Genomic DNA, 16,747 nt, shown 5'->3' with positions numbered 1-16,747 from the left:
CATAAGAAATTAAATTAAGCCCGTAAGGAAAAGGTGGATGGAATATTGTCTAGTTCAAAATATAATGCTGAATATATCATCACCATGGATGATATAGTGCGGGAGGGTCATCCCGTGCTTCGTACCGTAGCACAACCAGTGGAGCTTCCATTACAGGCGGAAGATCGTGAGGCTTTGCAATGTATGCTTCAATTTCTGAAGAACAGTCAGGACCCGGAGATTTCCGAAGAATATAAGCTGCGCTCTGGCGTAGGTCTGTCGGCGAATCAAATCGGACTGGAGAAGCGTATGTTCGCGATGTATCTTACAGACGAGAGAGGGCGGGCTGTAGAGCATGCTTGGGTTAACCCTAAGATCATAAGCCACTCCTTGTCTATGGTGTACTTACCAGAAAGCGAGGGCTGTCTGTCCGTTGATCGTCCCGTGCATGGCTTTGTACCTCGGTATGAAACCGTGAAGGTGAAGGGTTATGATCTGGAAGGCAAGGAGGTTGTCCTTAAATTTAAGGGCTACCAAGCTATCATCATCCAGCATGAAATAGACCATCTCGATGGGATTATGTTCTATGACCGAATTAACAAGGAGAATCCGTTTAAGCTGCCTCAGGGCGTGGAGATCCGGAACTTATATGAGTAGGAGAGTAACTCTGAATTAAAAAGCGGGCGACCTTACAGCGTAAAGCTGATGGTCGCTTGTTTTTTACCTATCGGCAAGATTATGATATTTCAAATATTTTACAAATCAATCGAAAGGATGTACCCTTACAATTAATGGATTTAAATTAGTAATAAGAGGAGGGCGTTAAATGAACTGGAGCAGAATGCCAATTAGAGGATTCGCCAACGAATATAATGATGAGGTTAAAAAGATTGATGAGCAGATTTTGAGTCTGATTCAGGAACGTAAAGCTATAACAGGCAAGAAACGATTATCCCCTGATAGTAAGCTACTTGAGGAATGGGTAACTAGATTCAAGATGAACACTACTCAGATTGTGCAGCATTTGCACCTTATGAATGAAACTGTACCCAGAAGACAATATTGGGAAGAGCCTGGTTTATTGCTGGGAGTGCTTCCGATTGTAAAGCGGACGGTCGTTGAAGAATGTGAATATATACTTACGCATGCTATGCAGTATGAAGCCTTCAGCATAGTTACTGTGGAAATCAAATATTTAAAAGAAGCTGTAGGACATATTCATCTTCGAACGGCTTTAACGCTTGAAGTGGCGGGTGAGAATGAATATGAAGTGCAGCCGCATGGTGGTCATGGAGGTGGAGCGCATACACAAATGCAATTCTTGGTCGCCCCAACGCTGCCGGAGCATCTGGAGGGTGTAGAGTTTTCGCTGGTACCCGGGAGCGAGCAAATGTTAAGACCATTAATGACTGAGATTACGTTGGACAAGCAGGTGGATTTTACATGAGAGCAGTAGAATATTTGGACTTCTAAACGCTGTTAGCGGATGAAATCCGTAGATAAAGTGTATTTGAGCTTTTTGCGGTGTGAGCTACAGAGTTATTAGGGAAAAACACCCTGAAAATAACCTATATTCTCTGTAAATGAACAGAATTAGGGATTTTCTCCCTAAAAAACGGGGTAAGTTCTTTATTTTCCACTAAATTAGCTAAATTATAGGGAGGATTTCCCCAATTATTAGTTTAATGACCAGAAATCCCTGAATTTAAGGTAAATTTTCCTAATTATCTATCGAAGCTCCCTAACCCTTGTACTTAACACAGAGAAGGTCCGGCGATACCTGTTACGTAGCATAGAGAAATTGACGCTTGAGATCGGCTGGCTTAAGCTTGCCACAAGCTACAGATGCAGACCGTGGATGAGTAAAAATGCAGAGCAGCGATCCTCCAATACAGGAGAAACGCTGCTCTTTTAACATTTGCGGTTTATGGGACTGGGACAGCCCGTTAATCTATTCAGCTTTTTTTTAGCTTATAGAGCACTGCGTTTCAAAACAATCTTATTTCTCAGCCACCATAGCGCGGAAGGATTCTTCAGCTGCGATAAGTGTAGCATCGATATCTGCATCAGTATGTGCTGTGGTCAGGAACCAAGCTTCGTATTTCGAAGGGGCAAGGTTAATGCCACGGTTCAGCATATGACGGAAGAAGCTGGCGAACAATTCGCCGTCTGTATCCTGAGCCTCGTCATAATTCGTAACCGGATGGTTACAGAAATGAGTGGAAAACGAACCACGGATGCGGTTGATTGTCAGTGGAATGCCATGACGGTCGGCAGATGCTTGAAGTCCATCGGCGAGGCGGATTGCAAGCCGATCCATTTCTTCGTATACACCCTCTGCACTCAGAACCTCTAAACAAGCAATCCCTGCAGAGATAGACGCAGGATTACCTGCCATTGTGCCAGCTTGATATGCCGGTCCAAGTGGAGCTACCTGTTCCATAACATGCTTGCGGCCGCCGTAAGCGCCGATAGGCAGGCCGCCACCGATGATTTTGCCAAGTGCAGTAAGGTCAGGAGTGATGTCCTCATGGTTATCCAGCCCTGCATAGGTTTGTGTAGAACCATAGTGGAAGCGGAAGGCAGTAATGACTTCGTCATAAATAACAAGGGAGCCATTATCGTGAGCCAGCTTGCAAAGTCCTTCGAGGAAACCAGGCTTAGGCATCACCATGCCGAAATTTCCTACAATCGGTTCAACCATAACAGCTGCGACATCTTCGCCCCATTTCTCCAGCGCCTCTTTCAGGCTGTCCAGATCATTAAAAGGAACGGTGATTACTTCCTGGGCGATACTGCTTGGAACACCGGCACTGTCTGGAATGCCAAGTGTAGAAGGTCCGGATCCTGCTGCTACGAGCACCAGATCGGAGTGGCCGTGGTAACAGCCGGCGAATTTTACGATTTTGCTGCGTTTTGTATAGGCACGGGCTACACGAATCGTTGTCATAACCGCTTCGGTTCCGGAATTGACGAAACGTACTTTATCCATAGATGGAATGGCTTCTTTTAGCATTTTAGCAAGTTTGATTTCGAGCTGGGTTGGGGTTCCGTAAAGAACACCATTTTCTGCTGCTGTAGTAATTGCTTTGGTAATATGAGGGTGGGCATGGCCGGTAATGATCGGTCCATAGGCTTGGAGATAATCGATATATTCATTGCCGTCTTCATCCCAGAAGTGAGATCCACTGGCGCGTTTCATAAATACGGGTGCTCCGCCGCCAACGGCTTTGAAGGAGCGGGAAGGGCTATTTACACCTCCAACGATATGCTGGAGGGCTTCGTGATAAAGTTGTTCAGATGTGGAACGATTCATAATGTGATCATCCTTTCGATTGTTGGTGCTCAAGGGAACGGGCGAACAACGGTGTTTTCCGTTGTCCGCCCGTATTATACCAAGTCACTGCTTTGTGTACATGTGAACTTTGCTTGTCAGGCCCTTAATTGGTCCCGCCAGAACTGCTATTGGAGGTGTTCTCCGATGTAGGGGTTGGTGTTGGCTCAGGACCATTTATGGTATCCTGTATAAATTCTTTTAGCTTCTTTTCGCTACGAATTCCAATAACCTGTGATCCGTCACTTGTAGTTTCCTCGGTGAGCAGATCCATTGGCGGAATTTGCTCGCTGCCACCCATACTGCTATTATACCCTACGCTTGCCAGCTTCCACATATCATTAACTGACATATTGGTTTCAATATAAGGCGTAACCTGCGACAGGATATTTGGCAGCTTGACGATGGAGGTGGTGCTGATCAGCTTATCAGCCACAGCCTTGAGAAAACCGCGTTGGCGCTCGGTTCGAGTGAAATCGGAGGTAGCGTCATGCCGAAAGCGAACATATTGTAGCGCCATGTTGCCGTCAAGATGCTGGTATCCTTTTTTCAGATCAATATCATATTCCGGACCGTCTGCAACGGTTTTGTAGACCATATCTTTTTCGACTTCATAATCCACACCCCCAACGGCATCAACCAGCTTGATGAATCCTTGGAAGTCCGTGTAGACATAATATTGAATTGGGATACCGAGCAGATCGCTGACGGTCTGCATCGCAGTATTAGGTCCATAAATAATCGCTGTATTAATACGCTTCTCGCCATGATCCGGAATCGGAACGTACGTATCTCTCAGTATTGAAAATACACTGATTTTCTTCTTCACAGGGTCAAGAGAAGCGACGAGCATTGTATCTGAACGGGGGATTTCCCCTTTCTTCACACCTCGGGCATCCACACCCATTAATAGGATATTGACCGGCTCTGTACCTTCCCATTTAGGAGGCTCAGGGGTGTCAACATCAACGGTCTCTGCATTTTGAAAAGGTGAATCTTCAGTATTCGACATGCTACCAAGCTCATTGTAAATGGTTGTAATGTAGAAAATGGCCCCACCGATAATAAGGAGGAGTATAATGGCCAACGTCCAAAGCAGCGGTTTCTTTTTTGACTTACCAGTCTTTGCGTGCCTTTTCTTTCTAGGTGGCATTTCTCGTTCTTCCTTTCGCATTCACGTTGACTACATTATAATTTCTTTTGGGGATACGTGCAATTTAGGAATAATTCCCCAATCTTAAGAAGGAGTGGATCTATCTTGAACGAAGTAGCTATTGGACAAAAAGTACCCAATTTCACCCTTCCCTCTTCCAATGGGCATGAGGTTAGTTTGAGTGATTACTTGGGCCGAAAGGTCATCTTATATTTTTACCCTAAAAATATGACACCAGCCTGCACGCAGGAGGCCTGCGAATTCCGTGACGCTTTTGATCAAATCACGGCGGTGGGTGCGGTTGTTCTGGGCATTAGTCCGGACTCTTTGACATCGCACGCTAAATTTACAGAGAAGCATAGTCTGCCCTTTCCACTGCTGTCTGATGAGGATCATAAGGTAAGTGAAATGTTCGGCGTATGGCAGCTTAAGAAACTTTACGGCAAAGAGTTTATGGGGATTGTGCGATCTACTTTTCTGATTGATGAGCAGGGGATATTAGTGGAAGAATGGCGGAAGGTACGGGTAAAAGGGCATGTCGCAAACACGATAGCAGGAATAAGCGAATCATAAATTTTACTAATTACTTTTTATAGATGTCTATTACATTTTTAACAGCTTATATAAGGTGTTGTCATGATATAGTTTCCTCATAATTGCTTCAAATTTGGAGCAAGAAGAGGTGGTGGAGTGATAATGCTGCATATTGGGCTTGATATCGGATCAACTACTGCTAAATTAGTTGTCATAGAGCGGGACATCATTGTTTATCAAGACTATGTAAGACATTATAGCGATATTAAAAAAGCGGCCCTCTCTCTTCTGTCTGATGTACGCGACAGATTCCCAGAGAGGGGAGCTAGGATTACTGTAAGCGGTTCCTCGGGTTTGTCTTTATCCAAATTAGGTGGAGTTCCCTTTATTCAGGAGGTGATAGCCTGCACGAAGGCGATCAGTGCGCTGATCCCGGAATGTGACACGGCGATTGAACTGGGTGGAGAGGACGCTAAGATAATATATCTTCGGGGCGGCATTGAGCAGCGTATGAATACAGCCTGCGCGGGCGGAACGGGAGCGTTCATCGATCAGATGGCAGCGCTGCTGCAGACCGATCCGGCAGGCTTAAATGTTTTGGCAGAGAAGCATGAGCGAATCTATCCCATAGCTTCACGCTGTGGTGTATTTGCCAAAAGCGATGTGCAGCCGCTGCTTAATGAAGGAGCACGCCGGGAGGATGTGGCGGCCTCGATCTTCCAGAGTATCGTTAATCAGACGATTAGCGGTCTTGCTTGTGGACGTCCGATTCGAGGACGGGTGGCTTTTCTTGGCGGCCCGCTGACCTTCCTGCCTGCCTTGCGGCAGCGTTTTGCGGAAACGCTGGAGCTGGCGGAGGAGGATATCCTGTTCCCGGAACGCTCACAGTATTTCGTGGCGATTGGAGCTGCGCTCTCCGATGCTGATCCAGTCGTATTGCCACTTTCAAGCTGGATCACGCGAATTGCGGCAGTTGATTTTACTGCGGATCGAGCTGCGGATGCTGAATTGCCGCCGCTTTTTGAGAATGCCGCCGAGCTTGCAGAATTTCGGCTTCGTCACGGCAAAGCCTCTGCAGCGAGATCAGATTTAGCCTTATATCGTGGACCCTGTTATCTAGGGATTGATGCCGGCTCAACCACAACTAAACTCGTGTTAACCGGTTCGGCTGACGAAATTCTCTATACCTTTTATGGCAGCAACAAAGGTAACCCGCTGCATTCGGTCAGCGATGCACTGAAGGAGATCTACCGGGTTCTGCCTGAAGGCTGCCATATTGCAGGCTCATATGTGACAGGGTACGGTGAAGGGTTAATCAAGGCCGCTCTGCGGACGGATGGCGGAGAAGTAGAGACTGTTGCACACTACAAGGCAGCTTCCAAGTTCATGCCAAAGGTAGATTTCATACTGGATATCGGTGGTCAGGACATGAAGTGCATCAAGATCCGTGGCGGTGCTATCGACAGCCTTATGCTCAATGAAGCCTGTTCAGCCGGTTGTGGCTCTTTTCTGGAGAGCTTTGCCTCTGCACTCGGACTTGGAATCGAGGAATTTGCCAAAACTGCACTCGAAGCGACTCAGCCTGTTAATTTGGGCTCGCGCTGCACGGTGTTCATGAACTCTAAGGTCAAGCAGGTTCAGAAGGAAGGCGCATCATTAGCGGATTTATCGGCGGGTCTTGCCTACTCTGTGATCAAGAATGCTCTGCAAAAGGTAATTAAAATCCGCAATCCGGAGGACTTAGGGCGAAATATCATTGTTCAGGGCGGCACCTTCTATAATGAAGCTGTATTGCGCGCCTTTGAGTCCTTGACGGGGCGGACGGTGGTTAGACCGGATATAGCTGGCGTAATGGGGGCTTACGGCTGTGCACTGATTGCGCGTGAGCAAGCCGGGGTTAACGGATCCAGTACGCTGCTTGGACCAGAGGAGCTTGCCAGCTTTAAATATGAGGTCTCCTCAGGCCGCTGTGGCCGCTGTGGGAATAACTGTGCGCTGACGATCAGTCGTTTTCCGGATAAGAGCTTTTATGTGACCGGCAATCGCTGCGAACGTGGCGCAGGAGTCAAAAAAGAGAAAAATGTCCTGCCGAATCTGATGCAGTATAAATATGAACGGTTTTTTGAGTACGAGAGTTTACCGGAAACAGGGGCATGGCGGGGGACCGTCGGGATTCCGCGTACCATGAATATGTTTGAGAATTACCCGTTCTGGCACACTTTTTTCACCAAACTTGGCTATCGGGTGATTCTCTCCCCTAAATCCAGCAAGAAGCTTTTCGAAAGCGGAATGGATACAATTCCTTCAGAATCGATATGTTATCCTGCGAAGATGGCACATGGACATGTGCAAAGCCTGATCGGTAAAGGTGTCGATTTTATTTTTTATCCAGCGGTGGTGTATGAGAAAAAAGAAGATGAAGCCGCGGATAATCACTTCAATTGTCCAGTGGTCGCCTCGTACCCCGAAGTCATTCGCAACAATATGGATGGGTTAAAGGACAATGGAATCAAGCTTGTCAGTCCATTCCTGACCTTTGATGATATTTCTGCGCTGACCAAAGGACTGGTGAAGACATTTACCAGCATTCCGCGAGATGAGATTACGTCCGCGGTGCAGGCGGGACTTACAGAGGCTGATAACGCCAAAAGTGATGTGCGTACTAAAGGTGAGGAGACCCTTGTGTATCTAGCTGATACTGGAACCAAAGGAATCCTGCTCTGTGGGCACCCTTATCATGCCGATCCTGAGATTAATCACGGAATAGCGGATATGATAACCGGGATGGGACTCGCCGTGCTGACAGAAGATTCTGTCTGCCATCTGGACCACAGCGAAGGAGATGTGGCTGTTGTGAATCAGTGGACCTACCATGCCCGGATGTACCGTGCAGCCCGCCTTGCTGCAGTCCGCTCGGATCTGGAGCTTGTTCAATTGACTTCCTTCGGCTGTGGGATCGATGCGATCACTTGTGATGCCGTACAGGATATTATGGAAAGACATAACAAGGTATATACATTGATCAAAATCGATGAGATCAGCAATCTTGGTGCAGCGCGCATTCGGCTTCGTTCATTGCTGGCGGCAATGCGTGAGCGTGAAAAAGGTAAGGTAGTGCCGCAAAAGCCGCCAAAAGTGCAGGCTAATGTGTTATTTACGAAGGAAATGAAAGAGACCTATACCATCCTTGCACCACAGATGTCGCCTATTCATTTTGAATTGTTTGAGCAGGTTTTTCGCGATGCCGGGTACCGTCTGAAGATACTTGAAACTACCGGACCCGAAGAGACAGAAGAAGGTCTGAGATATGTTAATAATGATGCGTGTTATCCGGCAATTGTGACGATTGGCCAGATTCTGTCGGCGCTGAAGAGTGGGGAATATGATCCGGATCGTACTGCTGTGATTATGTCACAAACGGGTGGCGGCTGCCGGGCTACGAATTATATTTCTTTGCTCCGCAAAGCCTTAAAGGATTCAGACCTTGAACAAATTCCGGTGATTTCACTTAATGCTTCGGGGATGGAGAATCAGCCGGGTTTCCGCATCAGTCTTAAGCTGGCGAATCGGTTGATAGCTGCCGCTTGTTATGGTGATCTTATGATGCGGATGTTAAATCACTTTAGGCCGCATGAGGTTGTTCCAGGAAGTGCGGAAGTTCTATTCCGCAAAGGGATGGAGCGTTGCAAGGCAAGCTTATCCAACTTTTCATTCCGAGAATACAAACGCCTGATTCGTGAGATTGTTGCAGAGTTCTGCAAGCTGCCCGTTACGGGTATTGCTAAACCAAGAGTGGGCATTGTCGGTGAGATCCTGATCAAATTCCATCCGGATGCCAATAACCGCATTATAGAGATGATCGAGGCAGAGGGCGGGGAGGCGGTAATGCCGGACTTCCTGGATTTCATTTTCTATTGTGTATATAATCCGATCTACAAAGCTGAGCAATTCGGCAAAAGCAAACGGCTCGGCTATATCAATCCCATGCTGATCTCTTATCTGGAAATTTACCGTAAGCCGATTAAGGTTGCCCTTGAGGATGCGGGGTTAGCTAAAGGACGGGAGAATATTTATGGTCTTGCCGAGAAGGCCAGCCGACTGGTGTCCGTAGGAAATCAGATGGGTGAGGGCTGGTTTTTAACCGCAGAAATGATGGATTTGTTGGATAATGGTGTGAACAACATTGCCTGTATTCAACCGTTCGCGTGCCTGCCCAACCATATCACCGGGCGTGGGATGATTAAAGGTCTTAAGGAATTATATCCGGGTGCAAATATCGTGGCGATTGACTATGATGCTGGAGTCAGCGTCGTCAACCAAGCGAATCGGATCAAGCTGATGATGTCGATTGCCAGCAGCCAGGAAGAGACTAAGCCGTCTAATTTAAAACTGCCAGATAAGCCTCAACAGCAGACTTTACCTGAAAGTTCATACAGCTTAACCTGAGCATTGTTCAGACGAAAAAGCGGACCAAGGATCTACCTTGGTTCGCTTTTTTATGCTTTGTGCACTTATGTATGATTTTCATGTTTTTCCTGCAATATAAAATTACCTTTCAGAAAGTTACAGCAAAATATTGACCGAAATTTAGTTAAGGTGTAAAATAGTACGCATGCGAACTATTAGATGATCTAACTAATTAATTCTTTGGAGGTGAAGATTTGGAAGATAAGGAGCAGCAATTAGATGATATTTTCTCCTCTTTTCGCCGGATTAGCCATGCATTCCAGCAGTTGCTGTGGAAGGATGCCGAAGAGCTGGACATCACACCAACACAGTTAATGGTTCTCCGCAAAATATCTGCAAATCCCGATATTGGCATTACAGATCTTGCCGAGCTATTACATTTGGGGAACAGTGCAGCGAGCGGCGTAGTGGACCGGATGGTGAAAGCCGATTTGATCACAAGACAGCGCTCTGAGGTAGATCGGCGTATATACAACTTGGCGATTACTGAAAAGGGCAGAGAGATCAGGGAAAGAAGTAAGCAATCGCTCAGAAGACACTTACTTCCACTATCCAATATACCTGCCAAGGATGCAGGTGAATTACTTAGGATTCATAACGAAATCATTCAGATCTTAGAGCAGGGGAGAGACAAATAGAATTTATGAGTACAATTACAGGTAACGCTGCAGCGGCAACTAAGGGAATACGTAGAGGACCGATTATTGCAGCGCTCTTAATAGGTGCATTTGTCGCACTTTTGAACCAAACACTTCTTAATGTGGCATTGCCGAGCATAATGGACGATCTAAAAATCGCTACGAATACGGCACAGTGGCTAACAACGGGATTTATGCTCGTGAACGGTGTGCTGATACCGATTAGTGCATTTCTGGTGGAAAAGTTTACGACCCGCCAGCTATTCATCACCGCGATGTCACTTTTTTCGTTAGGCACACTTGTCTGTGGAATCGGAACAGGCTTTGAAATGATCATGGTCGGCAGAGTCATACAGGCGGTTGGCGCAGGGATTTTGATGCCGTTAATGAATATTGTGTTTCTTCGTATCTTCCCAATTGAAGAGCGGGGGAAAGCGATGGGGCTAATGGCGGTAGCCATGATTTTTGCTCCAGCTGTAGGTCCAACGTTGTCAGGCTGGGTAGTTCAGAACTATTCTTGGCGCGTATTGTTCTTTATCGTTCTTCCGCTGGCCATTCTTTCTACCTTGCTAGGTATGAAAACAATGCAAAATGTAGGGCAAACAACCTCTCCGAAGCTTGATAAAACGGGTGTTATCCTGTCTACCATTGGTTTTGGGGGATTGTTGTACGGCTTCAGTGATGCTGGAACCGATGGTTGGGGAAGTGCAACAGTCATCACCTGCCTCATTGTGGGTGTGATTGCACTGGCTTTATTCGTATGGAGAGAGCTTAAGGCTGAGACACCACTGCTTGAGTTCCGGATTTTCAGATACAATATGTATTCACTCACGACATTAATCAATATCATCATTACGATGGCTTTATATTCGGGTATGATTTTGCTGCCGATTTATTTGCAGACGATCCGTGGTTTTACACCAATGGAGTCCGGTCTTATGCTGTTGCCGGGAGCCATTCTAATGGGAATTATGTCTCCAATCACGGGGATTATATTTGATAAAATCGGGGCAAGATGGCTGTCTGTGGTAGGCCTGATTATTACAGTAATTACGACTTGGCAATTCAGCCAGCTTACAGACAGTACGACGTATACGCATATGATTATTACTTACACGGTTCGGATGTTAGGCATGTCGATGTTATCGATGCCGATTGTAACGGCTGGACTTAACCAGCTGCCACAGCGTTTAAGCTCGCATGGTACAGCAATGTCGAATACGTTGCGGACGGTCGGGGGCGCGCTGGGAATGGCGTTGTTCGTCAGTCTAATGACCAATAAGACGAAGAGCACAATCACTGATACGCTTATGAGCGGAACGGTTTCGTTAAACGATAAAGCAGCCATGCTTAAGCTTACGCAAGAGGCTACAATTAGCGGGGTTACGCATGCCTTTAACATTGCTACCTGGATCACTGTAATTGCTTTGGTATTGGCTTTCTTTATTAAAAAGACTTCACCGCAGCCAGACTTCCTGAAGACGGAAGAGGTGCAGCCACAGCAGGACAATCAATAAAAAGCTGGGCAAAAAAAGAATGAAGAAAAAGAGCGTCCTACGAACCGTTATGGTTCCGTAGGGCGCTTCTTTTTGTTGTGATGCTATTAGTTAGCTGGAGACACAGCTGCAGGATCGCTCCAACGTTTCAGATGTGGCAGCTGCTCCGCGAGAAGTTTACGGGCAACATTCTCGTCCATTCCTTCTTCGACCATATAGCCTGTACAAATGTCAGCCATTTCTTGCAACGTGATGTTAGGCTGTTTGAATGCACCATTCTCATAGCAGTACACGCAGTAATCTTCGATCTTGTTGCCATCCTGGTCCGTTCCAAGCAATTCTGCCGTAGGCATTGGCATCCCACAGCTTTGACAAATTTTAAGATCTCCTTGCTCTACATGTTCATGTCCCATATTTAACACTCCTTTAAAGGTATGCAAGCTCTCGAGCGCCCGCTTTAAGTTCAGTATAGAACAATAAACCTGACGGCATTCCGTCAGGTTTATTGTTAGGTTGTATATTTTGCTGCTATGCCTGCTGCAAGCTGCCCCAGCTTTTGCCGAATATGCGGTGGCTCTAAGACCTCTACATGCATCCCGAAGCTTAGCAGGAAACCATATAGCCATCCATCCTCAGGATAGTTGATGGTAACCTTGTAACCTCCATTACCGTCGGGCAGTAGCTCGGTAGAATCAAACCGCTCTTCCGCTAGATGTTTGCTTTCAGCCTTAAACTGCAAAACGATGGGTGTTGCTGTTGTTACGGTTGATCTCTGATACTCGTTGCTCCAAGGCAGCTCGCTTGCATCTACATCTTTTGCAATAAAAACTTGGGTATTCTTAACGAGCTCTTTCATGCGCAACAGCTTAAATAGACGGAAATCCTGACGATTCAGACAAAATCCATATAAGTACCAGGCTTGCCCCTTCAGCACTAAAGTATAGGGCTCTACCGAACGCTGGCTTGTCTGACCCGCAGCATCCACATAATCAAAGTTTACGGTCACGCTTTCCTCAAGTGCTTCTTTTAGAGTGGCAAGCTTCTCTTCCAGAATACGTTGAAGACCCCATGGGGAGAAGTCGATGATGAGCTGAGTCGTTTTGCTGCGGAAGGCAGCGGATTGGGAGGGCGGGATTACGCTGCTGATCTTTTCCATGAGCAGCGTATGTTCATTTCCTCCATAAGACGAGACGCTCTGCAGAGCCGTGAAAATATCCGCCAGCTCACGATCCGTCAAGACATTGCGGTCCAGCCGGTATCCTTCCATAAGCCCGATCCCACCGTTAGCTCCCTGATAGGTGACGATAGGAATTCCGGCTCCATTAATGCTTTCAATATCACGATAAATCGTGCGCACAGATACCTCGAACATATCGGCTAGCTCCTTCGCCTGAATTAGGCGGCGGTTCATTAGCAGGATAACGATAGAGAGCAATCGATCTATTTTCAAAAGACAATTCCTTCTTTCCCGGAGATTTCCGTGAAGTAATGCTGTATTTCATCTTAGCAAATCCTTGAAAATAAAGCATTGTCATAAATAAATGATTCGATTACTATCTAATTAGATATATGTATAAATAGATGAAATGAGGTTTATTTTATGAATAATCACTCAGCTGTTGCGATGTTTAGGAGTCATAAGGGATATTCACGATTGTTCACAGCCGGCTTGATCAATGGAATTGGTGATCGTTTTACTAGCGTTGCAGTACTGGCGCTGGTTCTGCAGTTGACGGGATCAGGCATGGCGGTGGGGATTTCGTTAGGTGTGAGACTGCTTCCTTATTTATTTCTGGCCCCGCTTGGAGGCATACTTGGCAGTAAAATTCCACTCAAATATATCATGATAGCTACAGATATGCTGAGGGTCCCAGTAGCCTTAGCCTTTTTATGGGTGGATGGGGAGGAGAACCTGTGGTTGTTATATATGGCAAGTTTTTTGCTGGCAGCGGGAGAAGCCATTTACAGCCCTGTTCGTAAGTCCACTATCCCTTTGCTCGTCACCAAAGATTCTCTGCTGACCGTCAACGGACTAGAGCAGTTAATGAGCGGCTGCGTGCTGATCCTTGGGGCGTTCAGTGGAGGGGTGGTGTCGATGTGGTTTGGTTCGGAGGCAGCGTTCATTATGAATGCAGTGTCTTTTTTAATCGCAGCGATGTTAATTTACGGTATCGAGTTTCCACAACATACGGAAATGGCGACGGTGGCTAAGAAGGCTACATATTCTCCTGAGGGGGACTTAGAAAAATCTGCTGAAGAAGCAAAATACGGTCGGCTGCGTGCTCTGGGAATGGTAATTGGCGGGAGCCTAACGCTGCAGGTCATTTTCGGTTATGAGCTGTTGGTGCCGTTGTTAAATGGTCTGGATAATGTACTGATCAGTGTATATGCGATACAGGTATTTCACACGGGCGATATTGGAGTAGGGGCATTTTATGCGGCGCTTGGCGTCGGTCTTAGCCTTAGTTTTTTTATCTCACGTTATTTAAAAAAGGGACTGCTGATTGTAGCCATCGGAGGGCTTTTGCTCGAAGGTGTATTATTGATGGGCATCAGTGTCAGCAATCATTTTGCGGCAGCATTAATGTTATACATTCTGCTGTCATTTGCCGGGGGGACGGGGAATGCCTGTCTGGATACGCTTGTTATGCGGAAAGCGCCATCTGCTATACAGCCCTTTGTGTTTGGACTTCTGTCTGCAGTAGGAAATACGCTGCTGGGGTTATCTATGCTGTTCGCCGGGTGGCTATTAGAATGGGTGGAGCCAAGAATGGTAGGGTTTGTTGGGGGAGCGGGATTTGCCGCAGTTGCGCTTTTGCTTGCAGGATATGCGGGGGTACGCAGCAAGAAAAAACGTACTTAAAAAGGGCGGTGGCTTCACCGTCCCTTGGAAGTTTTTTTGACCTGAGTCTGTAGCTTTATGGCAGCTTTGCGCGGGAACAGGCGGATGCTTATCTTTTTGCGGTAGCGATATAGGATTACAAGGGCAGCTATAGCTACACCGCCGGAGATAATCCATAGTGCATATAACTCGAATAAATGGAAAATACCCATCCACTGCGGACCAAATACCCGTCCTATGCCAAGAAACAGCACTACCCAGAATAATGCTCCACTATAAGCGTAGAGGGCGAATTTACGGAAGGGCAGCGCAACTATACCAGCAAAATAGCCGGTGAAGTGACGAACGCCTGGAATAAAATATCCGATGGAAATAAGGATGCTGCCGTATTTCTCGAACCATTTTTGCGTTTTATCCAGCTTGGCAGGGGAGAACAGCAACCACTTGCCGTATCGCTGGATGAAGGGCATTCCGGCTTTTAATCCGACAAAATAGGTGAGGGTCATCCCGGCGGTGGTCCCTGCAAACGCCACTAGAATCAGCGTTATGAAATCAAGTCTTCCCGTATAGGAAAGGAAACCTGCAAAAGCCATGGTAGTTTCTCCGGGAAACGGCAAGGCAACGAATTCGAGCAGCAATCCAAAAAACAATACGCTATATCCATATTTGCTGAATAATTCTTGTATAAAGTTCAGCATTTCCATAAGATTCTCACTCTCCAAGGGGCAGTTGCCTTATTCTATTTTGAAGCTTGTCTTCATACAATCTACCAAATGGCTTTTGAGCCAATAGAATGCTGGAGGTAGAGAAGATGAAAGGTAACAAAAACACTCACGGCCGCCGAAACTTGATAAGCGGATTGCTTGTTATGGTTGTAATCGTCATCGTAATGCTGGGATGGAACGCAGGGGAGAGTGTAGATTCTTGGATGAATCGTTCATTACAGTCCGCAAGCGCGGAGTCTGTCTCTGTTAAGAATAATCTCCCGTTAGTGGCGATGCAAGAATTGCCTCCTAAAGCAGAGTCCATTGTGACTGCTTCTCCAGAAGTTAAATTGAATTCCAGTACGGCACAAGTATCCAAGGTGTCAACAACATATTCGGCAATCACAGCCGCAAAGAAAGCTTCAAAAACAGTCTATATTACATTTGACGACGGACCGAGTGACAATACCTTCAACGTTCTTGAAATTTTACAGCAGCAAGGTGTGAAGGCGACCTTTTTTGTCCTTGGTAATCAAGCGAAAAGCCATCCAGAGCTAATTAATGCCATATGGGAACAAGGACATGCTATTGGCAATCATACCTATAATCATAATTACCATGATTTATATAGTGGATTCACTGAATTTTGGAGCCAGATTAAAAAGACCGAAGAAATTATTCGGGGCATTACAGGGGTTCGCCCACAACTTATCCGCGCCCCGGGCGGAACCTTTGATCACTTTGATAATACCTACTTCAATTTGTTGAAGCAAGCCGGTTATATCGTTACGGATTGGACGGTGGACAGCGGGGATTCCAAACGCAAAGGGGTACCTGCGTCAGAAATCTTAAAAGAGTCAACCGCGGATCTGAAGTCCTCTCGGGTTATTCTGCTGCTGCATGATGGCGGCGGCCATCAGGAGAGTGTTAAAGCACTGCCTGATATTATTGCGCGTTATAAGGCTGCTGGATACAGCTTTGGCCTTTTAGATGAGACGGTGGAGCCTGTACAATTCAGAGTCTCCTCAAAAGCCAATAACTTGGGCAGAGTGAAACCTTCGGAAGCTTGGATCACCTCGAATATCCTACCGAATGCAGAGCTGTTTGCGCCCGGCAAACCTTTGGTGCTGGAGGTTGGAAAGCTGGAGACGAAGCTGGCGCCAGGTGAATATACTCTGCAAAAAGGAAAATATATGGTGCCACTTCGCGCTGTGATCGAACGGCTGGGAGGGCAGATTAGCTGGGATGCGGGCAGTCGCAGTGGAAGGATTGCCTGGAACGGCAAAGATATCATCGCGGATGTGGCGAACAAGGAACTCCTTTTAAATCTTCCTGATCATGTTCAAAAGATAAACGGTGCCAGTGTGGAGATGATTGGCGGTTCTATCTGGGTATCGCTGCGTGAGCTGCTGGAGACAGCCGCTCACCCTCCTTTAAATATAAGCGTGACGGAAGGTGAGCGCCGGGTAATAGCCTTCTGAGATTTAGCGCTCGGGCAGTTTTTTTAAAAGAAAAAAACAATGTCTGGGCACCCTTTTTCATGGGAAGAATAGATAGTAATAAGTTCCTCAGCTGGGAACAAGTCTAGACCCAAAGGAAG

13 protein-coding genes are annotated in these 16,747 nt (G+C 46.6%); 8 read left to right on the top strand and 5 right to left on the bottom strand.

Annotated elements, in window-relative coordinates; translation table 11 throughout:
* Positions 1–84 precede the first annotated feature (84 nt).
* Both def and MHH49_RS06815 read left to right on the top strand, forming a co-directional pair.
* Positions 85–636, top strand: a complete 552-nt coding sequence (gene def, locus MHH49_RS06820) for a peptide deformylase (RefSeq protein ID WP_036679906.1) — start codon at positions 85–87, stop codon at positions 634–636.
* Between the two features lie 169 nt (positions 637–805).
* Positions 806–1,426 carry a hypothetical protein gene (locus tag MHH49_RS06815; protein WP_036679860.1) on the top strand — a complete coding sequence of 207 codons (621 nt, stop codon included), beginning with the start codon at positions 806–808 and terminating at the stop codon, positions 1,424–1,426.
* A 552-nt stretch (positions 1,427–1,978) separates the two neighbouring features.
* Here the strand turns inward: MHH49_RS06815 and MHH49_RS06810 are convergent.
* Both MHH49_RS06810 and MHH49_RS06805 read right to left on the bottom strand, forming a co-directional pair.
* Positions 1,979–3,295 carry a glutamate-1-semialdehyde 2,1-aminomutase gene (locus MHH49_RS06810; RefSeq protein WP_038568626.1) on the bottom strand — a complete coding sequence of 439 codons (1,317 nt, stop codon included), beginning with the start codon at positions 3,293–3,295 and terminating at the stop codon, positions 1,979–1,981.
* Positions 3,296–3,419: 124 nt separating this feature from the next.
* A complete protein-coding gene (locus MHH49_RS06805) occupies positions 3,420–4,466 on the bottom strand; it encodes an LCP family protein (protein WP_038568628.1) in 1,047 nt (348 codons plus the stop codon).
* Positions 4,467–4,571: 105 nt separating this feature from the next.
* Between MHH49_RS06805 and bcp the strand changes: the two genes are divergently transcribed.
* The 4 genes from bcp (at position 4,572) to MHH49_RS06785 (ending at position 11,622) form a co-directional block, all read left to right on the top strand.
* Complete coding sequence (bcp, locus tag MHH49_RS06800; RefSeq protein ID WP_080742389.1) at positions 4,572–5,039, top strand: thioredoxin-dependent thiol peroxidase; 468 nt, start codon at positions 4,572–4,574, stop codon at positions 5,037–5,039.
* 123 nt (positions 5,040–5,162) lie between these two features.
* Positions 5,163–9,446, top strand: a complete 4,284-nt coding sequence (locus MHH49_RS06795) for an acyl-CoA dehydratase activase-related protein (protein WP_341138058.1) — start codon at positions 5,163–5,165, stop codon at positions 9,444–9,446.
* 215 nt (positions 9,447–9,661) lie between these two features.
* Complete coding sequence (locus MHH49_RS06790) at positions 9,662–10,105, top strand: MarR family winged helix-turn-helix transcriptional regulator (RefSeq protein ID WP_036679864.1); 444 nt, start codon at positions 9,662–9,664, stop codon at positions 10,103–10,105.
* 5 nt (positions 10,106–10,110) lie between these two features.
* Positions 10,111–11,622 carry a DHA2 family efflux MFS transporter permease subunit gene (locus MHH49_RS06785; protein ID WP_036679866.1) on the top strand — a complete coding sequence of 504 codons (1,512 nt, stop codon included), beginning with the start codon at positions 10,111–10,113 and terminating at the stop codon, positions 11,620–11,622.
* A gap of 86 nt (positions 11,623–11,708) precedes the next feature.
* Here the strand turns inward: MHH49_RS06785 and MHH49_RS06780 are convergent, their stop codons facing one another.
* On the bottom strand, positions 11,709–12,014 hold the full coding sequence (locus tag MHH49_RS06780; RefSeq protein WP_051491091.1) for a zinc ribbon domain-containing protein: 306 nt from the start codon (positions 12,012–12,014) through the stop codon (positions 11,709–11,711).
* Between the two features lie 95 nt (positions 12,015–12,109).
* A complete protein-coding gene (locus MHH49_RS06775; protein WP_036679868.1) occupies positions 12,110–13,051 on the bottom strand; it encodes a helix-turn-helix transcriptional regulator in 942 nt (313 codons plus the stop codon).
* Between the two features lie 150 nt (positions 13,052–13,201).
* Here MHH49_RS06775 and MHH49_RS06770 point away from each other — a divergent pair, with 150 nt between their 5' ends.
* The gene (locus MHH49_RS06770; RefSeq protein WP_076142331.1) at positions 13,202–14,464 is read left to right on the top strand and encodes an MFS transporter; all 1,263 of its coding nucleotides are present in this window, start codon (positions 13,202–13,204) and stop codon (positions 14,462–14,464) included.
* Between the two features lie 14 nt (positions 14,465–14,478).
* Here MHH49_RS06770 and MHH49_RS06765 read toward each other — a convergent pair whose 3' ends face one another.
* Positions 14,479–15,147 (bottom strand): DedA family protein, encoded by a 669-nt coding sequence (locus MHH49_RS06765; protein ID WP_076106058.1) that lies wholly within the window; start codon positions 15,145–15,147, stop codon positions 14,479–14,481.
* Between the two features lie 107 nt (positions 15,148–15,254).
* On the opposite strand from MHH49_RS06765, the gene MHH49_RS06760 reads away from it, so the two are divergent.
* Positions 15,255–16,628, top strand: a complete 1,374-nt coding sequence (locus MHH49_RS06760; RefSeq protein WP_341138057.1) for a polysaccharide deacetylase — start codon at positions 15,255–15,257, stop codon at positions 16,626–16,628.
* Positions 16,629–16,747: the final 119 nt, after the last annotated feature.

It is taken from the genome of Paenibacillus sp. FSL F4-0122 (assembly GCF_038002845.1).
GTDB lineage: Bacteria > Bacillota > Bacilli > Paenibacillales > Paenibacillaceae > Paenibacillus_AQ > Paenibacillus_AQ odorifer.
This window is presented reverse-complemented; position numbering and strand designations above follow the sequence as displayed.

Bases quoted from the DNA above. Each gene is read 5' to 3' on its own strand.
- def (WP_036679906.1), top strand. From the start codon at position 85: ATGGATGATATAGTGCGGGAGGGTCATCCCGTGCTTCGTACCGTAGCA.
- MHH49_RS06815 (WP_036679860.1), top strand. From the start codon at position 806: ATGAACTGGAGCAGAATGCCAATTAGAGGATTCGCCAACGAATATAAT.
- MHH49_RS06810 (WP_038568626.1), bottom strand. From the start codon at position 3,295: ATGAATCGTTCCACATCTGAACAACTTTATCACGAAGCCCTCCAGCAT.
- MHH49_RS06805 (WP_038568628.1), bottom strand. From the start codon at position 4,466: ATGCCACCTAGAAAGAAAAGGCACGCAAAGACTGGTAAGTCAAAAAAG.
- MHH49_RS06795 (WP_341138058.1), top strand. From the start codon at position 5,163: ATGCTGCATATTGGGCTTGATATCGGATCAACTACTGCTAAATTAGTT.
- MHH49_RS06785 (WP_036679866.1), top strand. From the start codon at position 10,111: ATGAGTACAATTACAGGTAACGCTGCAGCGGCAACTAAGGGAATACGT.
- MHH49_RS06780 (WP_051491091.1), bottom strand. From the start codon at position 12,014: ATGGGACATGAACATGTAGAGCAAGGAGATCTTAAAATTTGTCAAAGC.
- MHH49_RS06770 (WP_076142331.1), top strand. From the start codon at position 13,202: ATGAATAATCACTCAGCTGTTGCGATGTTTAGGAGTCATAAGGGATAT.
- MHH49_RS06765 (WP_076106058.1), bottom strand. From the start codon at position 15,147: ATGGAAATGCTGAACTTTATACAAGAATTATTCAGCAAATATGGATAT.
- MHH49_RS06760 (WP_341138057.1), top strand. From the start codon at position 15,255: ATGAAAGGTAACAAAAACACTCACGGCCGCCGAAACTTGATAAGCGGA.